This is a genomic window from Woronichinia naegeliana WA131 (genome assembly GCA_025370055.1).
GTDB classification, from domain to species: domain Bacteria; phylum Cyanobacteriota; class Cyanobacteriia; order Cyanobacteriales; family Microcystaceae; genus Woronichinia; species Woronichinia naegeliana.
This window is the reverse complement of the sequence record CP073041.1, coordinates 6776651-6800473: the sequence shown is the minus strand read 5'-3', so window position 1 is coordinate 6800473 and position 23823 is coordinate 6776651. Positions and strand designations below refer to the sequence as shown.

Genomic DNA, 23823 nt, shown 5'->3' with positions numbered 1-23823 from the left:
GCCCCTACGAACAAATGATCATTGAAAACATTCGCGATCTGACAGAGGCTCAACAGGCGACCCTAATTGCCTTCGGTGCTCAATTGACTGCTGCTTGAGAACGGAAAACGAGTCCTTGGGTAACTTTTGTTAACCAAACCAGATATCCTACTAAATAGACTCTTTCAGCTGCACGATTAAACAATGCAATTTTCCAAAATTCTCATTGCCAACCGAGGGGAAATCGCCCTGCGGATTTTGCATAGTTGTAAAGAATTAGGGATCTCTACTGTTGCTGTCCATTCTTCCATTGACCGTCAAGCCCTCCATGTTCAATTAGCGGATGAAAGTGTCTGTATTGGCCCACCACCGAGTGGTAAAAGTTATCTCAATATTCCCAATATCATTTCGGCGGCTCTGACTCGTAATGCCACAGCGATCCACCCAGGCTATGGGTTTTTGGCGGAGAATGCGCGTTTTGCGGAAATTTGTGCTGATCATAAAATTATTTTTATTGGCCCTTCACCGGAAGCGATCCGGGCAATGGGGGATAAATCCACTGCCAAAAAAACGATGCAGCAAGCTGGTGTGCCTACGGTACCCGGTAGTCCGGGGTTAATTGACTCGGAGGAAGAAGCCCTAAAAATTGCGAGCAAAATTGGCTATCCTGTCATTATTAAAGCGACGGCTGGTGGCGGTGGACGGGGAATGCGGCTGGTACGTCAAGAGAGTGAATTTGGTCGATTATTTAGAGCGGCTCAAGGAGAAGCTGAAGCTGCTTTTGGCAATGCCGGAGTTTATCTGGAAAAGTTTATCGAACGTCCTCGCCACATTGAGTTTCAGATTTTAGCGGATAATTATGGCAATGTGGTTCACTTGGGAGAGCGGGACTGTTCTATTCAGCGTCGTCACCAAAAATTGCTGGAAGAGGCTCCTAGTCCTTTTTTAACGCCTAATCTGCGAAAAAAAATGGGGGAAGCAGCCATTAAAGCGGCTAAGTCGATTAAGTATCAAGGGGCTGGAACGGTAGAGTTTTTGGTGGATGGAGCGGGTAATTTTTACTTTATGGAAATGAATACTCGTATTCAGGTAGAACATCCGGTGACGGAGATGATTACGAGTTTGGATTTGATTAATGAACAGATTCGGGTTGCTCAAGGCGAAAAGTTAAGTTTTAATCAGTCTCAAGTTCAGCTTAATGGTCACGCGATTGAGTGTCGGATTAATGCGGAAGATCCTACCCAAAATTTTCGTCCTCATCCAGGAAAAATTAGTGGTTATTTGCCGCCTGGTGGCCCAGGGGTACGGGTTGATTCCCATGTTTATACTGATTATGAGATTCCACCCTACTATGATTCTCTCATTGGTAAGTTAATTGTTTGGGCCCCTAATCGAGATATGGCCATTAAACGGATGCGACGGGCGTTGCAGGAATGTGCAATTACTGGCATTCCGACCACGATTGGTTTTCATCAACGGATTCTAGAGACACCGGCTTTCTTGGCTGGCGATGTTTATACGAATTTTATTGAAGAGCATCTCATCAAGTCCTAAAAATAGGGTTAACTAATGGGTGGTTTGGCGATCGCGGTTCACATTGTTCATTTGCTAAACGGCGATCGACTTCATTGACAAAATTTTTCTGTTTTTATCATAATCCAAGACAATATTTGACAGCTTGTTCAATTTCAGTTAGTTTTTCTAGGGTTAGTTTGCCTGCCGGTGAATTTGGAAATCTTTCGGAGGAGATGGAACGAATTTGAAAGCACATAAAAACCGTTTCCAGGGGAAGCCCACTTTCTTCTGGAGACACTCTAACATTTGTTTTATAATCCTGTAAAATGTTTGCCCCTTTTGTGCCAATCACCACTGTTATAACAAGAGGCATTTTGTTAATAGCATCAATAGAAAGAACTAATACAGGTCTTTTCCCAGATTGTTCACGACCTTGAATAGGATTGAGATTAACAAAATAAATTTCGCCTCGCTGGATTGTCATAGAGTTTCTAAACCATCTAATTCTACTTCAAAAAATTCCTCATTAATGGCTAATATTTCGGCTTGGATATGGGGATCGTTAGCCATTATTTCTAGTTCTCGTTCTGAGGTTAATTTTGCAATATTTTGACCGAGTTGTTCGAGGAGCCATTGTTGTTGACTTACGGGCAAGGCTAACAGAGATGTTTTTAGTTGTTCTAGAGTTTGACTCATGGGATTCTAGGGGATCACCTGAATACAGTTTATGATAGCTCGAAGGGTAGCGATATTGGGCGATCGCCCCCTTGAGAGAGAACAATCAATCTACGATACTGATCGCAATGGTGTTTTAAAACCGACTCCGCCCCAAAATTGAGGTAATACAAAAATGGCGATCGCGGTTCACATTGTTCATTCACTAAACGGCGATCGCATGATTCTGGAGTGATTGAAAAGATGATAAATTTGATGGAGAGGGAACTAGCTGGGGCAAGACGAAGAATGTGAGAAAAATTTTCGCTCTCTTTGCAATCTTGCTGTTTTGAAAGCGTTCTGCTAGGATGCCCAAAATCAAGATTTAATTATTGCTCGTAACAGACAATCTTTAGTGAGGCAAATCAATGACTAATAATCCTTATATCGGTTCGTCTTTTGATGATTTTTTGGCAGAAGAAGATATTTTAGAAGATTGTACTCAATTTGCAATTGATAAGGTTTCTGAATGGCAAGAATCTAATAAAAATAAAGTCTTACAAAGTCCCGATTGTGTGAGAGAAGGCGATCGCGTTTTGATGAAATTGGGAAAAGAGAGCATTGGGAAGGAATGAATTTGTGATAGCATATAATTCAATGCCTATTATGTGCTAAAAAAATGATTGAGCTAACCCAAGATATACGGTCTCTCACGGATTTCAAGCGAAATACCACCGAGTTTTTAGAAAATTTAAAGCGAACTAAACATCCTGTGATTCTCACGGTTAATGGTAAAGCAGAACTGGTAGTACAGGATGCTGAGTCCTATCAGGAACTTCTCAAGGCGGCTGAATTGCTGGAAACTCTTAAGGGTCTTAAGCGTGGCCTTGAACAAATGAAGCAAGGTCAAGGTAGGAATGCAGAAGAAGTTTTTGCGGAATTGTTCGATCAGTGGGACATGGAACAATGATTGGTCAATATCGGGTCATTATTCAGCCTGAAGCAGAACAGGGAATTAAGGATGCTTATTTATGGTTAAGTTGTTCATCTCCTCGACAGGCCCGAATTTGGCTAGAAGGTTTATACAAATCAATTCTGTCTCTGGAGCAAATGCCATCGCGTTGTTCTCTTGCTTTTGAAAATTCTTTTTTTGCAGAAGAAATTCGACAGCTTATCTATGGTAAAGGACGGAATACCTATAGAATTTTATTTACAGTTACAGAGGATAAAGTGCAAATTCTTTTTGTTAGACATTCAGCCCAAAAGCCTTTATTACCTGATGATGATGAATAGCTATCTTTTCAAAGGGTGATCGCACTAAAATTAGAAATTTTAGATTAAATGAGAAAATTCTAAGAGGTTTAGTTATGACAAGTGATGCAGTATTAAAAATAATTGAGCAAGCGGCGGCGGAAGGCGGGCAAAAGTTAGATTTATCGCGTCAGAGGCTAACAGAATTACCTGAAGAAGTTTACAATCTAAAAAATTTGACAAAGCTTGACCTGAGTTTTAACCAAATCAGTGAAATTTCAGAGGCGATCACTGAGTTAAAAAATCTGACAAAGCTTGACCTTGAGGATAACAAAATTAGTGAGATTCCAGACGTGATCGCTGAGTTAAAAAATCTGACAGAGCTTAACCTCCGTTCTAACCAAATAAGTGAGATTCCAGACGCGATTGCTGAGTTAAAAAATCTGACAGAGCTTGACCTTTATTATAATAAAATTAGTGAGATTCCAGACGCGATTGCTGAGTTAAAAAATCTGACAGAGTTTAACCTTAGTCTTAACCGAATTAGTGAGATTCCAGACGCGATTGCTGAGTTAAAAAATCTGACAGAGTTTAACCTTAGTTATAACCGAATTAGTGAGATTTCAGACGCGATCTCTGAGTTAGAAAATCTGACAGAGTTTAACCTTAGTTATAACCGAATTAGTGAGATTCCAGACGCGATTGCTGAGTTAAAAAACCTGGCAGTGCTTAACCTCAGTGAAAACCAAATTAGTGAGATTCCAGACGTGATTGCTGAGCTAGAGAATCTGACAGAGCTTAACCTCGGTTCTAACCAAATTACCGAGATTCCAGAAGCAATTATCACAATCAAAAACTTAGAAGAGTTAAATGTAAGAAATAACCCGATTACAAATGCTCCTGTAAAAATTACAGACAAGGGAATATATGCTATCAGAGGTTACTTTCTCGGTCAGCAATCATCTTACTATCAAGATAATAACCCTTTAAAAATTGAACGTAGTATAGAATTTCCCCCCGAATATTGGACAGCAGGAAACTCAATTTTGTCCTACTTTAGTCATATTCTTAGTGTTAAATATCCCAATCAAAATATTAAAGTTAAAATCGAACAAGAGGGCCTATTACTCCGTATGATTATTGACATACCCGACGGAAAACCTGAGATAATAGAAAAAACCTTTACTGATTATATCAGGGTCATTTCCCGTCAACTTCCTCCCGAAAGCTTGCTAAGCGATCCCTTTGAAGTAATGGCCCTCAAAAATAAATTAGAAATTGCTGAATTAGAATTGCGACAAGCTAAAGAATTATTTGCTATTGTTAGCGACAAAGATCGCCAAAGAATTAACTCGTTAGAAATGCAAGTTAGTGAGCTATTTTCGATTATCGGTCAAAGCCTGCAAAAAGATCACCATACCACCGTTAATATTAATCAAGAACTCGCCAATCAACAGGGAACAGGAGATAATATTGGAAATGATAAAGTAGGCAATGATAAAATTGGCCGTGATAAAATTAAAAGAGAATAAGCCAAAATGAATCTTCAGTTTGAATGGGATGACAACAAAAGCGATCGCAACTTACAAAAACATGGTGTTTCCTTTGAAGAAGCCCAAACTATCTTTTTAGACCCCAACTCTCAAATCTATGACGATCCTATTCATTCCCTAGAAGAACCGCGTTATATTGATATAGGAATGTCGGCTAGAGGACGGCTTTTGGTTGTAGTCTATACCGAACGTAACAATAAAATTCGTATTATTAGTTCTCGTTTATCTACCGTTCAAGAAGCAAAACGTTATGCAACAAACCGATAATTTAACAACCCAATTTGACGATGAAATGCTGCCCGAATACGATTTTAGTCAATTAGGTCAGCCAGTGCGCGGTAAACACGCTAAAGCCATGCGCCAAGGCTACTCCGTCACCGTTCACCATGCCGATGGAACCAGTACCACCCGTCAAGTTCCGCCCCAGAGTACAAACCCGAATACTGATATTTATTACGGTGATCACATCAATGGCGATAAGATTATGGGTGATAAAGTTCTTGGCGATAAAATTATGGGTGATAAAATTCAGACCCAAATTAATAATGCAAATACCGCCGAAATTTTACAAATTATTAACAACTTACGTCAAACAGCAACCCAATTTGCCCCCGATATTCAAGCAGGCGTAATCGCTGATTTAAACGAAGTTGAAACCGAACTGCAAAAACCAGAAAGCGATCGCAACTTACCTAAACTCAAAATGCGATTAATTGCCCTATTTACTGCCGCTTCTGTCATTGGTGCACCGATCGCCGCCATCACTGACTTTACGAATAACATTACCGATCTAGCAAGCAAAACGGGAATCGAACTTAAATTACCCTTCACCCCTTAAGGCGATCGCTGATTAATTATTAATTATCCATTGTTAATTGTCCATTATTCATTAAAACGCGATCGTTCCTAAACGATATTCTTTTAATGCCAGAAGATGAATTTAATGAACAAACGTTAGTGTCATGAATTATTCGCGTAGTTTCTACGGTCATGTTTAGCATGGTCACGCTCGACAACAAGCCAAAAGAGAGTTAGACAACTAGTTTCGTTAGGAAAAGCGCCAATTTCATCAGACTTAGTGCGAAATTCTCGAAATAGGCGTTCGAGATGATTAGAAGATGTCGGTGCATGCCCAAAAACAGTTTTTGCTTATGCTTATGGAAACGAATTTGTTGACTGTTGTACTTGATCTATGCAAAAAAAGCAATCTTAAAATACAATATGGCAGGGCAAACGCATCTAAATTCTAGACTCCTTATCTGATAAGACTTTCAGCGTTTCATAAAAAATCAATCATGCTCTCGGAAACCCTTATCCAGCCTACCTTTCAAAAATAAGATGCGTTCGCCCTGTTTCAGACCCATTTTTTTCGATGAAAAAGCCAGAATTTACATCAAGTATGTTTTGACTCACGCTGAATATGACCAGGAGGATTGGAAAAATGACCCTTACTTTTAATCCCTCGCTCGTAGAAACTTCAATGCTTCCCTTCGTTATTCAAACTGAGGAGCAGTATCACCAGGCTCTGGCGATCGCCGAGTCACTTTTTTTAAGCAAAATCCCCATGAGTTAGAGGAGCAAATCATGGATGTGTGGGAAGTGTTAATTGAGATATATGAAGAAGCCCGATTTCAGCCTGGTTCAGCTTCTACTCCTGTTTCGATACTTCAAACACTTATGGAAGCTAGGGGCTTGATTCAAGCGGATTTAGTTAGGGCAGGAATTGGTTCTAGTGGGATTGTCTCAGAAATGATTAATGGTAAGCGACAAATTAGTAAGGAACAGGCAAAAAAGTTAGCAGTTCTTTTTTCGGTTTCTGCGGATTTATTTATCTAGCAGAATTTATTAAAGTGATCTTTTGACCATTTTAGTCCCCCAGGGTGAACGCATCTTATTTTTGAAAGGTAGGCTGGATAAGGGTTTCCGAGATCATGGTTAATTTTTCTGAAACGCGGAAAGTCTTATCAGATAAGGAGTCTAGAATTTAGATGCGTTTGCCCTACTGTTTTACATCGTCAAGTTGATGCTCGTTTTGTTATACTATTCAATAATTAAATTAAAGGAGAAAGTTCGTTTATGTTAGTTTTAGCAGGCGACATTGGTGCTACTAACACTAGATTCCGTCTAGTGGAAACGGATGATGAATTAGGCTCATCAATTAAAAAAGAAACATACCTTAGTGGTAATGAAGGCTTGGCAATCTTAGTACAACAATTTCTCGGTGCAGAATTTAAACCAGAAAAAGCTTGTTTTGCTGTAGCTGGTTTCGTTTCTGAGAATAAATGCAAGATCACTAATCTCCCTTGGGATGAACTAGACGGAGAAAAGTTACAAAATGAACTGAATATTTCTAAAATAACCTTGATTAACGATTTCGTGGCTATTGGTTATAACATCGTTTTAGGAGAAAATGAATCTTTAGTCACCTTACAAGAAGGTGAATGTATTAAGAACACTCCAATTGCAATTATTGGGGCGGGAACTGGTCTTGGTAAAGCATTTGCTATTCCTGACGGTAATAGTTATCAGGTTTTTCCCAGTGAAGGAGGCCACGCAAATTTCGCACCTTACGATTCATTAGCGACTAAATTATTAGAGTATCTTCAGGTTGATGGAACAGTTGATATAGAAAAAGTAGTTTCGGGGCCTGGTATTGTTAGCATTTTCAAATTTTTATGTGAGCAATTCCCCAACGAAGATGCTGGTAATTTCTTAGCTCAAGAAGATATTGGTCAGGCGATCGCAACAGGTGCGGAACAAGGTAATGTTCTTTGTCAAAAAACAATGGACATCTTTGCCGAAGCCTACGGTGCAGCAGCAGGAGATATGGCGGTTAGTTTATTACCCTTTGGTGGTTTGTATATTGCGGGTGGTATTGCTGCTAAAAATATTAAACTGATGCAAAGCGGAGGGTTTATGAGGGGTTTTAACAAGAAAGCAAGGGTTAACCCCGCTTTACTAGCAAAAGTTCCTGTGCATATTGTCTCAGATTTAGAAGGGTTAACTGGAGCAGTAAAATACGCCTCTACTAAAATGTAGAGGTAAAAAAAGATACTTTTAAAATCACTTTTTCTTGGTGCGTGTATCTCACATACCAAGATTTTTTATATTAATCTAACGCCAGTTCGGGATAAGCAATGGCTGAAAGCCCTATGTTTCTACAATTGTTTTGTGTCCTGCCAACGAAAATGAGTCTAGACGAGTTTCAATGTTGTGAAGTTTTTGGATAAACGCTCTCTTAGAACGGGTTCAGAGCGAACCAAACATAGTCAGGGATTCGTGAAAATCCTTATTCAGCAAGGTTTCTGAATTTTCCCTTACTCCGATCTCAAGTTAATCCATTGCCATAAGAGCAAATTTACCAGTAGGAACTTCTTCAACTATATAACGTGCTGATCCTAGCAATACAATGTCCTCTTCTTTGAAGATTTTAAGGGGAATATTTATGTTGTTTTCATAATTTCGAGAATTTTCTATGTCTTTCTCAAGAAAAGCTTTTACAAAAAGACCTTCCTTTAGTCTTGTCATATCTAGTGATATACCGCCAATATATACACCTCCTTTAGCTTCAAATGTTATTCCTAAATCACCTGCTCTTTCTCCCCAAATTGTAATAAACATTTCAAGAGTAGCCATACATAAGTCATTTGGAGTTGTTGAGGTATCTAGCGGGATTGCATTTTCAATAATATCCCTAACAATGTCTTTAACAAGAGGATCAAGATTATTCTCATTTTGCTGAATTTTTTCTCTTAAATTAGATGGTTCTTCCCCATAAGTTCCAGTATCTCTCAAGAATGTGTATATGGTAACTAAACCCTTACGAGAGAGGACATTTTCAAATCGCACTTTAATTTTATCTAAAGGCGATTCCTTTCCTTTTTCTTTTAATTTTTTTTGAATCTCCTTTTTGATATACAAACAAAGTTCCCATTCTTGAGCGGTTTGAGCAGCAAAGCGGCAATGTCCACCTTCTGAGCTAGTAGGGGATAATGCTTCTTCATTCTCAGCCCATTTCCACAAACTTTGTCCTAAACCATCGCTGACCAGCATAATTGAACGACGATCCGTAGATTTTGCTTCTTTTTCATTTTCTCCTTCGTAAAGTTGTTCTAATTCCAATTCACCTTTTCCTAAGAACATTCCATAGCCAATAGCTACCATATCATTAATAAGTTTCACAGGAATTACTTGATAACGGGAAGGCAATTTTTGCTTACAAGCATTTTCAGTCAAAGACATTTCTTGTCCTAAACGCTTAATTGTAGCAGAACCCTCTTTAACTTGTGCTGGAACACCAAAACAAGCACAATAAATGTGTTCTTTTTCATCATGAAATTCTCGCACAAAGTCGTCTATAATGTTTTCTAGTCCTTGGTGAGCATAATCCATAGTATCAAAAGACTTAGATGCTGTTTGCTCAACAAGTATTGTTTTATTCAGAGTCTCATCATATCTGTGGCTAAAAAAAGCTAATTTAGTTTTTTCACCACCAAATTCACCTGCTAAAATGACCATAATTTTTAATCCTCGCAAAGTTGTTAACAGCTATTTAGACTTTTAATAAAGACAAAACAGTTTATTCATATTGTTCATATTTTTCTTTTAGTCCATCTCTGATCTGATCAATACTCTCTTCACAAGATAATAATATTGAAGCAAGAAAAGCTTCTTTTGTAGCAATATAACAAATTGCGAATGGCACTCCTTCAAAAATAGTAAAATAAACTACTATTAACCCTCCTGAATCAATATTTTTTTTATCTTCATTCTTAAATAGAAATATTGCATAATCAAGTTGCCCTTTATTAGTTTCTTGACCAAAAGTGTTAAGAGCTTTGGGAATGCTTTGTAGAGATGCAAAGTTTGCCAGAGCTTTTGATATACCTCGATTAGTTCGAAAAAGGTCATTGAATAACCTTTCGTTGTTTAACCTTAAATCACTATTATGATACTGAGGTAAACTTTTGGTTAAGTTGATAAGAACTATCGCCTCTAATCCTTCTTGTTCTTCAACGATTTGATTGAGCAATTGATCAATATTTATTTTTGGCATACTTAATACCACCTCTAGGTTAGGGTTTTCTAAAGATTTAACTAGCTCTGGGATTTTATGCCCATCGGCTTCAGTCCTAATTATACTATCATCTGGCAGAATTAAGTCAACAAGATTTTTGATTGATTCTGGCTCACCATCGGTATGCTCAAGTATCGCCTTAGCGATAATCAATGGATTCTGCCTAAATTTTGTAGTCAATTTCACCAAACTAAGGTTAATTTGATCGATTTCCTTGACTCCTTCTAATTTAGCGACTCTACTCCTGATTAAAATTTTAAAATCATTAACTGCTTCCCTGAGATATTCACCAAGATTCTGAGAATAGATTACATTTTTCTCAAACCAGTCTTTTACATTTTCTGACTCAACTTCTAAACTACCAACAAACTCAACTATTTTTTTAGTTAGAGATTGATGCTCATGCGTCCATGATAGAATTTCCTCAATAATAGTTTTAAAATTATGGGGAAATTTGCTTTTGAGGATAGTAATATCTCCCTCAAAATCATTACTATCTAACAACGCTAATATATTCTGACTCTGAGGCTTAGGGATTTGTGCTAACTGTTTTCCAACCCAGTTCTCATTAAAAATTACTTTATAATAAATCTCATTAGACACTGTTAATTTATTAGCTTGATTAGTTAAAACTAATTTTAAATTTAAGAGTTCTTGCGTTTCTTGGTCAGCATTAAATGGGGTATCTTTCCCTTGTAAAACATAACGATAGGTAACTAATAACCAAAAAGCATCACAATTATTATTAGTGATTAATTTTTGTTTAATTCCTTGAAAATAAACTGACAAAGAATTAGACTTAGTTTCCCAATTATCAATTAAATATGGGCGTATCAGAGATTTTGGGTTTTCTTGATCATTATCACTAGTAAAATTTTTATCTTCAGTTTCAGCAAACAACTTTAATAATAACTCTAATAAGGCAATATCGGGCTTACTTGATGTAAGGATTAAAGATATGAGAGTTTCTAAATTGTTAGTTTTTTTTGCTAACTGTGGAATATTTAATGTGATGAGATTAATAATTTGTTCTTTCTGTGTCTCTCTTAAATCAAGAGTAAATGTCCATTTTTCTGATACTATTTTATTAACATGACTGTTCAACTCTTGCTCAATAAAATTCAAATTAAATACCTTTTCATAAACAATATTTGAGACTCTCAAAACAGTATCTTCCCGAACGACCAAGCCTAAGTCAATTAGATATTCTAGGTCGTTACTATTCGTCCCATCTAAGTGTATATCTTGATTAATAATAATTTGCTTATAAAGACTCAGCAAAGAAAGACTACGTTGAGACTCAATAATTTTGTTTTTAATTTCTTGCAAATGTTGGCTGTCGTCACTTTCTTGCCAATTTTGAGCAAAATTTTCAACTAAATTAGTGATTTTTTGTTCTTCCCTACCTTCGTTAATGTAATCATCAGATTTACGAATTAAATTACAAATTATCTCAACACATTTAAAATATTGTGGTTTTACTAATTCTAAGATTTTTTTGACAATCATCTGAGGATTACTCGCTTTCCGAGGTTCTTGGATTTCTATAACAAATTCTAGCAGAATTTCACTAAGAATCTTTTTGGGTTCAGGGTTGGGCGATCGCTGTGATTGTTGAATCATATTTTAAAAGCTTTTTTTATGTCTAAGTTACTCAATGTCTGGTTTTGGTAAATTAACCCTCAGTTTAATTATATACTATTAAGTTGACTTTCAATTAAAAACCGATGTTCATCCTCTGATAAATTCTGATCAGCTAAGGAATCAATAATATTGCTAAATTCTTCGACTGACAAAAGATATTGAGCATCTTGAGTAATTAGCCACATACCTAATTTTTTACCATATCCCCTCCTATTAGGTAACATTTCATTAATATAACCTTCGTTAAAGATAGACTGATAAATAAGATTTGATACTTTTATATAATAACCATCTTCACTATATCGTTTTTTAACTAATCCTGTATCTAGTAAAGGCTTTTGTTCTTGATCTCCTTCAGAAAATTTTACTTTCCCTTTTATTAAAATTCTTCCATAGACTACAAGCAACGAAAAACGCTCATCTTCTTCTTTATTTTCAATTTCTGTATTAATTTTTCTTAAAATATCTATATTTTTTAACCCGTAGTTAATTATACGAGTTTTTACTAAATTATTAACCCACTCATTTAAGCTATCAACCCAGTTATTTTCTGTAACCATAGGTAAATCATCAATATCATCATCATCACGGTTAACAATGGTAATTAACTCATTAAATATATCCTTGTCATAATTAGTCAACTCTCTCATCCTATTAATTATCACTTCTTTTTGTTGTTCAATTGCAAATCTAGGATGTCTTAATCCACCTATATCCTCGTTAAAGCAGTTATTACTTTTCTCAATAAAAGCTTCATCTTCTGGACTTAATCTCTTATATTTTTGTTTAGCATCTTTTAATTCCTTTCCATATAATAAATAAAACTTGTCTCTTTTGGAAGAATCATTAGAGTTTGATTTTTCCCAAGCAGTTTTTTTCTTTTGATACCCAAGAGGTCTAATGCTTTCTAGACATTTATTTATCCATGCTAAATTAAATATTTCTTCATGTATAGGAGAAATAGTTTTAAGTCTTCCATATTGATTAGATACTAAACCTGATAACTGTAAATCGAGTTGATCATTACTTCGATCCCATCTAATTTCTTCTCCTTCTAAAATTTGCCGATACAATTTTAACAGACGAGAAGTTTTTAGTTCATCTGTAAGTTCATCTGTAAATTCATTAATATTATTTTTTTGCTTATAATTCATAATACGCTTTTCTGTATGTTCAAAATAATCATGCTCCTTAAAACTATCGTTGTTTTTGTTAGTAATATATATATTTATCAATTCTAAAATTTGCTCTATCTGAGAAACTTCATGGATGTGTGGTGTTGTAGATTGAACGATTTTATTTAAAAGTTTTAGAGTTAAATAGGGCTGTCCTCCTGTTTTCTCTAACACTATTTTTAAGACAGCTTCAGGATTATCAACTTTAGCTTCTAATTCTGGAGTAATCAAAACTTTTAATGAATCAGGCATTTTTACATTATCATCAAGTTTAAACTCAGTTAATTCAATTTCTTGTCCTAGATTAAATGATGTTATATCTGTATTTTTGATTAAATCCGATACTTTAGCTACACCTAATAAACAAAAATTGAGACGATTATATTTATCATTATTTTGTGGTTCACTTCTTTTTTGATAAATTCCTCTGATCCAAACAAACAAATCATCTGTTTGAAAAGGTAGCTGTTTCACAAAATCAACTTCATCTATAAAAACTGTTATTGGTTTTTGAAAGCGAGATAATACTTGTTTTTCAAAAAAGAGAGAGAATTTTAATAAATTAGTTAGACTTTCGTTTTGCTTCCACCACAGTTTCACGTCAAACTCCTTTTCAAGTCCTAATGTTCTATTAATGTCAAATAATATACTCAAATACCAGTCACCTGCTTTATTATCTTCTGGACTTCCTATTGTGCTTAAGTCAACAACTACGCATTTATGTTCATATTCACAGGAAATTAATTGATTCATAACATTATTTCTTAAACTCGATTTGCCCGCCTTTCGAGCATTAAAAACACAGCAAACAATTCCGCTTTTTAAAGCATCATATAACTTTATATCTGCGGCTCTTTCGACATAGATAAACTTACCTATTCTTACTGCACCACCATAAAGATAAGGATTAGGATTAGGATTAGGATTAGGATTAGGATTAGGGTTAGGATTAGGATTAGGATTAGGATTAGGATTAGGATTAGGATTAGGATTAGGATTAGGATTACTCATAACGGATACTATATCTCCTTGATTAAGATGCTTTAAAAAATAGTCGTGATACAAAGAATATTTGGGTAATATTTGATCGCCTGGCGTTTTAATCAAACCCATAGACTTTAAGTGAAATTTGGAAGTCCTATTTAATCTCATCGAAAATCCTCGTGTAATCTGACTATAAATCTTGCAGAGTTCTGGTAAATTTTCCAAATTTTGTAAAAGTTGATCTAAGTAGGAACTAAATGGACTATCTTCATTAGTTGCTATTTTTAATAAATTTTCTACATTTGTCGGTGTTTGATGGAGATATTCTATCGCTTTTCTCACTAAATAAGGATGTCCTCCTATCAATGTCATTAATTGATTAATTTCTTCAACTGACAGATCAAGTCCATACTGTTGAGCAATAGATTCTACTTGGAGAACTTCCCAGTCTGATAAATTAGACTCATGACCCATTCCTTCTAACGGAGAATTATTAATATTAAAATTAGGGTACTCATCTGTCGAATAAGTAATGAGCATTATCATATTGTTCCGAATTTTCTCATCATACGCATCGTACCAACCTCGCCACAAATTACATACACTATTAACAATCTTGGGAAAGGTGAACAATCTATCCACATTATCAATTGCTAATACCATTTTGGGCTGATTGTCTCGATTATTTAATAAATGATCTTCAAAATAATACTTTGTATTTGCATTAATAGAAGGTGTAGAGTTGTAATTGGTATAAGGAATAAAACTCTCAGATTGTTGAATCCCTAAAGTTCTACCAATTGCGTAACAAAACCATGTATAAAAAATCTTTAAATCGTCAAATACAGCTTTTTCTGGCTCATTAAAATCTAATAGAATAGTAAAATGTCCTTGATTCTTAGCATACTCAATCATTTGCTTAAGAAGCCAAGTTTTGCCCATACCTACAGAACCTTTTATTCTGATAAAATCTCCTGTAGCAATTTTCTGATAACATTTACTTTCAATATCTGGTCTTTCTATATAACCATATTTATCCTTTAATGGATTAGGAACTTTCATTCTGTCATAATTTATTTCTCTTACAGTATCTATAGTTAAGATAACCATATATTTCTTTTCCCATTCAATAACTTTCGTTTGATTTAAACTAATAATCAGGTGTTGAATAAATAGGTTTAAATCCAGGTTTTTATTCTTTTTTGGTAAATTAAACTTCGCTTCATCAGCAAAGCTTGTAATCATCTCCTGAATTGTTTCAGGAATGGGTTTGTCTGAATCTTGTTGACGACACTCTGTATAGGCTTTTTTAACCGTTTTTAAATCTAACTCTAATAATATGTCTTGAAGCTCTAAAAATTTAAGGCAAGTATCAATCAGAGTTGATGAAGCAATTGCAAAAGCAATATGTGTTTCTTCCTCTTCACCGCCTAATTTGGCAACCATCACCATTCCAATAATATTTTTTATGTCTTTATCCCATACAGGTGCGCCACTAAAGCCCTGTACGATGCTTGGCTTACCCTGCTCTGTTTTCTCCATCTGAAAACGACCGCCACTAACTGGACTTGCTACCTTGTATTCTGTCCAAACACCGATTTCATCTCCCCCTGGAAAACCCATAATATTAATCAGTTTTTCTTTAATTATGTCTATAGATAACAAGTTATGAAAAGTCTCATTAGACCCTCCGTATTCTTTTATCTTTAATACTGCAATATCCTCTCCATATCGACTCTTCTGAATCTCGGAAGAAGAACAAGGTCGCCAAAAGATGACTTCGGCGGTTAGTTCTTGATTTAGAAATAAGTTAATTACGCCTTTAGGTATTTCTGTTTGGCGTATTTCTATTTGGCGTATTTCTGTTTCTTCTTTTGGTTGGGTTTTAAGAGCTGCTATAACAACATGAGCACAAGTAAATAAGTAGTGAGAAGAGATCAAGAAACCTGCACCAACAACGTCCTTCGATTCGTTGTTATAAATTTTAGCAATAATATCGTCAACTGAAGTAAAAGCTTTAAAATTCTCTGTCATGATTTTTTATTCCATTTCAAAGTAATTTCATAAGTGATTTCGCCTCCAACAGAAGCCAAAATAGCACCGACTTCACTAGTTAATTTGACTCCAAATTTTACCTCAACTTCATCGGCGGGCTGATTAGCCGCATCTAATTGTTCCTTAATGCTAGTAATCATCGGTTCCAGATTTTTCATCGCATCTTCAAAAGTTTTTTTAGCTTTAACCGCTATTTCTCCCGTTTCTCTAGCAACAGGTTTCAGCCCTCCCCCTCTAGGTTGCTCAACCTCTACAAAAAGAGTTGCCCCGTTTTTTAGAGAAAATTGAACTAACTCATGCTTTTCCATTACTTAATCTTCCTTTTAATTAATACAAAGAAATATTAACCCTTTTCCAAGGCCGCGATGCCTTTGGCACGTTTCACGCACGCCGCCGTCACAACATTAGTCACAGTCACACCAGTATTGTTGATGTGGGATTCGAGTAATTGGTATAGGCACTAGGCAACCTTAACGCTATTCTCTGACTGGTCATAAGAACGAAGTCAAACACCGTTAGACATAATGGTAAAGTACAAAGTAAGCCGCAATTAACTACTTTACAAAACTTATTAATCAAGGTTTACAGCACTGATAACTTATCCCGTAGTAAAATTCCAGAACTCAATCACAGCAAGGGTTTTATCAGGTATCTACTTTACAGCGTGGGAATTACAGCATTAACAACTTATCCCCTAGTAAAATTTTCCAAAAGCTTATACAGCAAGGGTTTTATAGAGTGTCTAGTCAAGACTTTACAGTTTGGTAGCTGTCTCGATGTTTAGGGTTAATTGCCCAGGTGTAATATTTCCCCGTCGCCGTTTATGCTTCCCTAAATGACAAGCTGAACAAAGGGCTATTAAATTACTAGGGGAGTTGTTTAAGGAGTTGTAATCGTGACCCCATATTTCGTACTAATTAGGAGAAAATAAATAATTTAAAAATCACACGCTATATGCAGGCATTGTTAGCCATCACGACACTAGATATAGACAGAGAAAGAAGAGTTATGGCAGTACATACACTAGGGCGTTTGCACTGTGCAAAGAGGTGTGTTTTTGTTGATCAGCAGATTGTAATTGCTGAAACCTTTGCGGGGAAGCACTTCTGCCAATCTAGGCTGTCTTGTATTAATTTAAGTTCTTTGTGCCAAGTACGGAATGTGGGGTGACGCTTTCCCTCGTTTTTTGTAACCCCTAGTAATTCCCCATATCAAGACGGATAGCAAACCAGACCGCAACCTTCATAAGTCCAGTTAACGGCCTGTTTTTTTGCCAGGGTGATCGCCTCAATCAAAATTTCCCCGCCGCAAGCGGACGGGGTATGGAAGATGTTTTGCTCGCAAACCGACGGTTTCCATTGCAACTTTAAATTTTTCGCTGCAAGCAGAGGGGAATTAACCCAAGAAAGATTAAACATTTAAAAACTTAAACGTCTAGTCGCCCAAAGTACTCCGACATCCAGCAATTCCAAATTCAAAACACGAAGCTTGTTGCTCGCATTGATGAAGCTAGGGTAGAAAAAATACTAACAGAACACCATCCCCTTAAGTAGTACTCCTAGAACTCTCTTGAACCAGTTCCCTTCTGTCGTTAACCCCACTTAGTCCTTATTGATTAGGTGGGGTTTATGGTCAAAGGTTGTCCCCCGACTCTGATAGACTTTTGACTGATAACAAAAACAGATCGGCTAGGGAAACCTAATCAGCAGTTGGGAGGATTGTCTCGTGGAAAGTACACTTGGTTTAGAAATTATTGAAGTCGTTGAACAGGCAGCGATCGCCTCTTCTAAATGGATGGGCAAAGGCGAAAAAGATACGGCGGATAAAGTTGCCGTAGATGCCATGCGAGAACGGATGAATAAAATCCATATGCGTGGACGCATCGTTATCGGTGAAGGCGAACGGGATGAAGCTCCCATGCTCTACATCGGTGAAGAAGTGGGTATTTGTACCCAAGAAGACGCTCACACTTTTTGTAATCCTGACGAATTAGTGGAGATTGACATTGCTGTTGACCCTTGCGAAGGAACTAACCTCGTTGCCTATGGACAAAATGGTTCCATGGCCGTACTAGCGATTTCCGAAAAAGGGGGACTCTTTGCCGCTCCAGACTTTTATATGAAAAAATTAGCTGCTCCCCCAGCCGCTAAAGGTCATGTGGATATTAATAAATCAGCCACCGAAAACCTTAAAATTCTCTCAGACTGCTTAGGTCGGAATGTGGCAGAATTGGTGGTGGTCGTCATGGATCGTCCTCGTCACAAAGAACTTATTCAAGAAATTCGGGAGGCTGGTGCGCGGGTTCGTCTCATTAGTGATGGCGATGTTTCTGCGGCTATTTCCTGTGCTTTCTCTGGAACGAATATTCACGCACTCATGGGCATTGGAGCGGCTCCTGAAGGGGTTATTTCCGCAGCAGCCATGCGTTGTTTAGGGGGTCATTTCCAAGGTCAATTAATTTATGATCCAGAAGTGGTTAAAACTGGCTTAATTGGGGAAAGCCGTGAAGGAAATCTAGAGCGTTTAATCTCGATGGGCATTACCAATCCTGATCGCGTTTATGATACTCACGAATTAGCTAGTGGTAATACAGTTTTATTTGCCGCCTGTGGTATCACCCCTGGTACTTTAATGGAAGGTGTTCGTTTCTTTCACGGTGGAGCACGAACCCAGAGCTTAGTGATCTCGACCCAATCGAAAACGGCTCGCTTTGTGGATACCGTTCACCTGTTTGATCAGCCTAAAGTCATCCAACTCAAATAGTTTTCTAGCTGACGGACGGCAGGTGGGTTATTTCAGCCCACCTTTTTTGTCGAATAGCTCATTAAGAATTGTCAAGATGTTAAAACTATCTTAAGATTGAACCCATCAGACAAAGTTAATGTTTTAACTAGCTACCTTAAATTTACGCACTAAACTGGGAGGAAATTGTATGGCACTTGTACCTATGCGGCTGTTGTTAGACCACGCGGCCGAAAACGATTATGGTATTCCTGCATTTAACGTTAATAATCTAGAACAAATTATCTCTATTATGCAGGCTGCGAATGAAACCGACAGTCCTGTGATTTTACAAGCCTCTCGTGGTGCGCGTAGCTACGCCGGTGAAAATTTCCTCCGTCACCTGATTATTGCTGCGGCTGAAACCTATCCCCATTTACCGATCGCCATGCACCAGGATCATGGTAATAGCCCTGCGACTTGCTACTCTGCCATTCGTAACGGTTTTACCAGTGTCATGATGGACGGTTCCCTGGAAGCCGATGCGAAAACTCCCGCCAGCTTTGACTATAATGTCAGCGTGACCGCAGAAGTGGTAAAAGTGGCCCACTCTGTGGGCGCGAGTGTGGAAGGAGAATTAGGCTGTTTAGGTTCCTTGGAAACGGGGGCTGGTGAAGCAGAAGATGGTCATGGTTTTGAAGGAACTCTTTCCCATGATCAACTCTTAACTGATCCGGAAGAAGCGGTAGAATTCGTTACTCGTACTCAGGTAGATGCCCTGGCTGTGGCGATCGGGACTAGTCACGGTGCTTACAAATTTACCAAAAAACCCACAGGCGATGTCTTAGCCATCAGCCGCATTGAAGAAATTCACAAATTACTGCCCAACACTCACCTAGTAATGCATGGTTCTTCTTCCGTTCCCCAGGAATGGATCGATATGATCAACCAATACGGTGGTCAAATTCCTGAAACCTATGGTGTACCGGTTGAAGAAATTCAAAAAGGGATTAAGAGCGGTGTGCGTAAGGTCAATATCGACACCGACAACCGTTTAGCCATTACGGCGGCATTCCGTGAAGCGGCGGCAAAAGATCCGGCTAATTTTGATCCCCGTCATTTCCTCAAACCTTCAATCAAATATATGAAACAGGTTTGTGCAGAACGGTATCAACAATTCTGGACAGCCGGTAATGCCAGCAAGATCAAACAAATGACTTTAGATGATTATGCAGCTAAGTATGCCAAAGGTGAGTTGAACGCCACTGCCAAGCAAACTGTTAGCGTTTAAGCGAATAAGCGAATTTTAAAAATCAGTCATTAATTGATTGTGAATGATCATTTTTTTCCCCTAGAAGTTTCTGGGGGGATTTTTTTTGAGTGGCATGAAAAAAGATTGGTAAGCGTTCTAATGCAATTTAGGCAGCATCAGGCGATCGCATTGCTCCTCAGGATTAGAATGTGGAGCTTCCCGTCAGGTAAGCTAAAAGAAAATAGAAACCCAATTTTTGCCAACTTTTATGACTGCCACTCTAATCACCTCACCCTTAACCTATCCCCACCGTATTGCCACCGTCAGCCGTACTACTAAAGAGACGGATGTGCTGGTGAGTGTGAATTTAGATGGCCAAGGACAATGTTCAACCGCCACCGGCATCCCTTTTTTAGATCATATGTTACATCAAATTGCCTCTCATGGCTTGATCGATCTAACGGTCAAAGCAACAGGAGATATTGATATTGATGATCATCACACCAATGAGGATGTGGGCATTACCCTGGGACAAGCTCTCGCTCAGGCTCTCGGCGATCGCAAAGGTATTGTCCGTTTTGGGCATTTTATGGCTCCCTTGGACGAGGCCTTGATTCAGGTGGCCTTAGACTTTTCAGGACGACCCCATCTCAGTTATGGACTAACCATTCCCACCGAACGGGTAGGAACCTACGATACCCAGCTAGTGCGGGAATTTTTTGTGGCCCTGGTTAACCATAGTCAGATGACCTTGCATATTAGCCAATTGGACGGTTTGAACTCCCACCATATTATTGAAGCCACCTTTAAAGCTTTTGCCAGGGCCAGCCGTATGGCCTGGGAAATCGATCCCCGTCGAGCCGATCAAATTCCTAGCTCCAAAGGCGTTCTATAATAACTCTAACCTTTGCCCAGAAGGGTGCGACCTTTAGTTGATAAAAGCTGTTGTAATCAGGGTTCTACAGGGAACCCATATTGATCAAGTTTTGCCCAAAATTGACTCCATCGTTCCTTGGTCAATACCAAAGCTCGTAGGCTCAAAATAATTCCTGCTCCTTTTTCCTTCCATCGCATCCCTGAACAACATAATCGTTGTTTGACCAACGTCTTACAAGCTGCTTCCGTAACACCTGAACCAATCGGATACTTTTTCTCTAAGTATTCAGCATAATCCATTTGATGCTGATGATTCTCGTAATAAGTAATCGCCGCTTGTAGTTTCTCGGTAAGATTCTTAGAATGACTTTTTTCTTCTTTGACTTCTTTCATCAGATTTAGCAGTTCTCCTGCTTTTCCTTTTTCATGCTTGAGTTCTCGACAATTTTTCAGTCAACCATTCTTTTTGTTTTGACACGGTATTCGGATGCAACGCTTCTGCCAAGGCACCTAAGTAACCAGAGGCATGATAGAAATCTAATATCTGTTCTTCCGTTTGCTTTTCTAAAAACTTCCAATTTGATTCTGCCCCGTCTGCTATCCCGACCAATGTTGCCTCTGGATAACGGTTTTTCGCTCGCTCAATTTCTCTTTCCAATCTTTCTAGAAAACTCTTTTTTCCATACTCTGGTGCCGCACCTAGATAGATTGTATGTTGACGTTCGCCTTCACTATCGTATAGGGAAACGGTTCCCACCATTGCTTCACGGTAGCCATCCTCACACATCAGCATACAGGTTCCATCTAATCCTATTCCCACTGTTGCAATTTGGCTATCCTCCTTGGGCGGGGCATAACTCCACGCTTCTTCTTTTGCCTGTACCACACTTCCTACTGCTTCACTCAATCTTTGGATATAGGATAGCGCTACTTTTCTACCATGATTTTCTAATAAATCATTTTTCACCTCTTTGCCTGCCATCCCTGACATTTTTGAGGATACCTGTTTTGCCAATAATGGCGTTGATGTTATGATTATCCTTGCTTCTCTTTCTAAGGGGCAATACGTTTTTCCTCAAAGGTGAACGCTGATATACATGACGATTCACTATAACCTCACCATAAGGTGTTTGATATTCTTTCGGTTGCTCTCCCTTACTCTTCCAGATTTCTTCACCGATTTTTAAGGGTGAACCATCTGTATCTAAATATTTCAAGGCTTCTTTGCTGGCGATGCAACCTACTTCGTTTAAGCCTTTTTGAATATTTATTTCTGTATCCAACATTGAACGACTTAGTTCTAATGTTAGTTCTATTTTTATCTTTGAACCCTCTACATTAATTAGTTTTGCTGTCATCATTGTTTCCTCTTTGTCACTTTTCATCTCATGTTAACACTTTTCTTTTCCTTCATCAACTAAAGGTCACACCCGCCCAGAATTAAGGAAAATCCTGCATGACCCCTAACTCCATTGCTGGTCTGAACGATGAGCCGTTATCTTCCCCTGGCGGTCAAAGCTATTTTAGTTTTAGTACTGACCATAAGGTGATTGGCATTCAGTATCTTGTTATGGCTTTTATCTTCTTTTTGGTGGGGGGACTACTGGCCATGATTGTGCGGGCTGAACTATTGACCCCGCAATTAGATGTGGTGGATCGCAGTCTCTATAACGGATTGTTCACCATGCACGGCACGATCATGATTTTTCTGTGGATTTTTCCGGCCAACGTGGGGCTTGCTAATTATTTAGTTCCTTTGATGATCGGTGCGAAGGATATGGCTTTCCCCCTTTTAAATGCGATCGCTTTTTGGTTGATGCCTGTGGCTGGAACCCTATTATTACTGAGTTTCTTTTTACCCAGTGGTACTGCTCAGGCCGGTTGGTGGTCTTATCCGCCGGTTAGTATTCAAAATCCCTCTGGTCACTTCATTAACGGGGAATTTGTTTGGTTATTGGCCGTTGCGATTTCTGGGGTGTCTTCGATTATGGGGGGCGTGAACTTTGTCACGACAATTTTCCAAATGCGATCGCCAGGGATGGTTTGGTTGCGGATGCCGGTGTATGTCTGGACAGTTCTCAGTGCTCAATTACTGCAACTTTTTTGCTTACCGGCCTTAACAGGAGCCGCAATTATGTTGCTCTTTGATCTTTCCTTTGGAACGGATTTTTTCTCGCCGTTTAAACAGGGCGATCCGATTATTTATCAACATTTATTTTGGTTTTATTCCCATCCGGCTGTCTATGTCATGGCCTTACCGGCCTTTGGGGTGATTTCAGAAATTGTGCCCGCCTTTGCCAGAAAACCACTTTTTGGCTATAAAACGGTTTCTATTTCTTCGATTTTAATCGCTGGTCAGGGAACCTTTGTTTGGGTACATCATATGTTTACCAGTGCGGTTCCCAGTTGGATGCGAATGTTTTTTATGGCCTCAACCATGTTAATTGCCGTTCCCACTGGCATCAAGGTTCTTGCCTGGACAGCAACGGTTTGGCGCGGGAAACTACGGTTACAAACTCCCATGCTTTTTGTCTTAGGAGCGATCGTGATGTTCCTATTTGCTGGAATTACCGGCGTAATGTTAGCCTCAGCACCGTTTGATCTACACGTTAATAATACTTATTTTGTGGTCGGTCATTTCCATTATGTTGTGTTTGGCACGATTACCATGGCCATTTATGCCGGCATTTACTTCTGGTTTCCTAAAATGACGGGGCGAATGTATAACGAAAACTGGGGTAAAATTCACTTTTATTTAACCTTTATTGGTGCAAACTTAAACTTTTTTCCCATGCACCCGATTGGTTTACAAGGAATGTTACGGCGTGTCTCTTCCTATGATCCTCAATTCACGAGTTGGAATGTGATTGCCAGTTTGGGAGCCTTTTTATTAGGAATGTCCACTTTACCTTTTATTGCCAACATTATTACGTCCCTCTTTTTAGGTAAAAAAATTGGTGAAAATCCCTGGCAAGCGACGGGGTTGGAATGGCAAACGACCTCACCGCCACCTGTAGAAAATTTTGAAGTTGTTCCCATCATCACAACCGATCCCTACGGCTATGGGGAGAATTTTTAACCTTGGAT

At 38.2% G+C, this 23823-nt stretch carries 21 protein-coding genes and 1 pseudogene; 14 read left to right on the top strand and 8 right to left on the bottom strand.

What is annotated here, in order from left to right:
* Positions 1-183: 183 nt before the first annotated feature.
* On the top strand, positions 184-1533 hold the full coding sequence (accC, locus tag KA717_34650; GenBank protein ID UXE60602.1) for an acetyl-CoA carboxylase biotin carboxylase subunit: 1350 nt from the start codon (positions 184-186) through the stop codon (positions 1531-1533).
* A gap of 97 nt (positions 1534-1630) precedes the next feature.
* Here the strand turns inward: accC and KA717_34645 are convergent, their stop codons facing one another.
* Together KA717_34645 and KA717_34640 are read right to left on the bottom strand one after the other, a co-directional pair.
* The gene (locus tag KA717_34645; GenBank protein UXE60601.1) at positions 1631-1978 is read right to left on the bottom strand and encodes a type II toxin-antitoxin system PemK/MazF family toxin; all 348 of its coding nucleotides are present in this window, start codon (positions 1976-1978) and stop codon (positions 1631-1633) included.
* The gene (locus KA717_34640) at positions 1975-2190 is read right to left on the bottom strand and encodes a hypothetical protein (GenBank protein ID UXE60600.1); all 216 of its coding nucleotides are present in this window, start codon (positions 2188-2190) and stop codon (positions 1975-1977) included. Before KA717_34640 ends, KA717_34645 begins: the two co-directional genes overlap by 4 nt.
* 386 nt (positions 2191-2576) lie before the next feature.
* On the opposite strand from KA717_34640, the gene KA717_34635 reads away from it, so the two are divergent.
* The 9 genes from KA717_34635 to glk all read left to right on the top strand — a co-directional run bounded on the left by KA717_34635 (position 2577) and on the right by glk (position 7991).
* Positions 2577-2783 (top strand): hypothetical protein, encoded by a 207-nt coding sequence (locus tag KA717_34635; protein ID UXE60599.1) that lies wholly within the window; start codon positions 2577-2579, stop codon positions 2781-2783.
* Positions 2784-2827: 44 nt separating this feature from the next.
* Positions 2828-3118: a type II toxin-antitoxin system Phd/YefM family antitoxin gene (locus KA717_34630; protein UXE60598.1), complete on the top strand. Its 291-nt coding sequence runs from the start codon at positions 2828-2830 to the stop codon at positions 3116-3118.
* Entirely contained in the window at positions 3115-3441 is a 327-nt protein-coding gene (locus KA717_34625) for a type II toxin-antitoxin system RelE/ParE family toxin (protein UXE60597.1), read from the top strand. The genes KA717_34630 and KA717_34625 overlap by 4 nt, the downstream gene beginning before the upstream one ends.
* 74 nt (positions 3442-3515) lie before the next feature.
* Positions 3516-4931, top strand: a complete 1416-nt coding sequence (locus KA717_34620; protein UXE60596.1) for a leucine-rich repeat domain-containing protein — start codon at positions 3516-3518, stop codon at positions 4929-4931.
* A 6-nt stretch (positions 4932-4937) separates the two neighbouring features.
* The gene (locus KA717_34615) at positions 4938-5219 is read left to right on the top strand and encodes a BrnT family toxin (GenBank protein ID UXE60595.1); all 282 of its coding nucleotides are present in this window, start codon (positions 4938-4940) and stop codon (positions 5217-5219) included.
* Entirely contained in the window at positions 5203-5790 is a 588-nt protein-coding gene (locus KA717_34610; protein UXE60594.1) for a hypothetical protein, read from the top strand. The genes KA717_34615 and KA717_34610 overlap by 17 nt, the downstream gene beginning before the upstream one ends.
* A 500-nt stretch (positions 5791-6290) precedes the next feature.
* Complete coding sequence (locus KA717_34605; GenBank protein UXE60593.1) at positions 6291-6410, top strand: type II toxin-antitoxin system HigB family toxin; 120 nt, start codon at positions 6291-6293, stop codon at positions 6408-6410.
* A gap of 126 nt (positions 6411-6536) precedes the next feature.
* Entirely contained in the window at positions 6537-6788 is a 252-nt protein-coding gene (locus tag KA717_34600; protein UXE60592.1) for a hypothetical protein, read from the top strand.
* Between the two features lie 240 nt (positions 6789-7028).
* Positions 7029-7991, top strand: coding sequence for a glucokinase (glk, locus tag KA717_34595; GenBank protein UXE60591.1), 963 nt, complete (start codon positions 7029-7031; stop codon positions 7989-7991).
* A gap of 294 nt (positions 7992-8285) precedes the next feature.
* Here glk and KA717_34590 read toward each other — a convergent pair whose 3' ends face one another.
* The 5 genes from KA717_34590 to KA717_34570 all read right to left on the bottom strand — a co-directional run bounded on the left by KA717_34590 (position 8286) and on the right by KA717_34570 (position 16746).
* Positions 8286-9470, bottom strand: coding sequence for a glucokinase (locus tag KA717_34590; GenBank protein ID UXE60590.1), 1185 nt, complete (start codon positions 9468-9470; stop codon positions 8286-8288).
* Between the two features lie 61 nt (positions 9471-9531).
* Positions 9532-11652 (bottom strand): hypothetical protein, encoded by a 2121-nt coding sequence (locus KA717_34585; protein UXE60589.1) that lies wholly within the window; start codon positions 11650-11652, stop codon positions 9532-9534.
* A gap of 68 nt (positions 11653-11720) precedes the next feature.
* Complete coding sequence (locus KA717_34580) at positions 11721-15866, bottom strand: AAA-like domain-containing protein (GenBank protein ID UXE60588.1); 4146 nt, start codon at positions 15864-15866, stop codon at positions 11721-11723.
* The gene (locus KA717_34575; protein ID UXE60587.1) at positions 15863-16195 is read right to left on the bottom strand and encodes a hypothetical protein; all 333 of its coding nucleotides are present in this window, start codon (positions 16193-16195) and stop codon (positions 15863-15865) included. Before KA717_34575 ends, KA717_34580 begins: the two co-directional genes overlap by 4 nt.
* 446 nt (positions 16196-16641) lie before the next feature.
* A complete protein-coding gene (locus KA717_34570; protein ID UXE64866.1) occupies positions 16642-16746 on the bottom strand; it encodes a hypothetical protein in 105 nt (34 codons plus the stop codon).
* A gap of 866 nt (positions 16747-17612) precedes the next feature.
* On the opposite strand from KA717_34570, the gene glpX reads away from it, so the two are divergent.
* The 3 genes from glpX to hisB all read left to right on the top strand — a co-directional run bounded on the left by glpX (position 17613) and on the right by hisB (position 20755).
* Positions 17613-18650 carry a class II fructose-bisphosphatase gene (glpX, locus tag KA717_34565; protein ID UXE60586.1) on the top strand — a complete coding sequence of 346 codons (1038 nt, stop codon included), beginning with the start codon at positions 17613-17615 and terminating at the stop codon, positions 18648-18650.
* Between the two features lie 169 nt (positions 18651-18819).
* Positions 18820-19899 (top strand): fructose-bisphosphate aldolase class II, encoded by a 1080-nt coding sequence (gene fba / locus KA717_34560; GenBank protein ID UXE60585.1) that lies wholly within the window; start codon positions 18820-18822, stop codon positions 19897-19899.
* Positions 19900-20128: 229 nt separating this feature from the next.
* Entirely contained in the window at positions 20129-20755 is a 627-nt protein-coding gene (hisB, locus tag KA717_34555; GenBank protein UXE60584.1) for an imidazoleglycerol-phosphate dehydratase HisB, read from the top strand.
* A 56-nt stretch (positions 20756-20811) separates the two neighbouring features.
* Here the strand turns inward: hisB and KA717_34550 are convergent.
* A pseudogene (locus tag KA717_34550) lies at positions 20812-22094 on the bottom strand (ISKra4 family transposase).
* A gap of 98 nt (positions 22095-22192) precedes the next feature.
* Here KA717_34550 and KA717_34545 point away from each other — a divergent pair.
* Positions 22193-23815 carry a cbb3-type cytochrome c oxidase subunit I gene (locus tag KA717_34545; GenBank protein UXE60583.1) on the top strand — a complete coding sequence of 541 codons (1623 nt, stop codon included), beginning with the start codon at positions 22193-22195 and terminating at the stop codon, positions 23813-23815.
* The last annotated feature ends 8 nt before the right edge of the window (positions 23816-23823 follow it).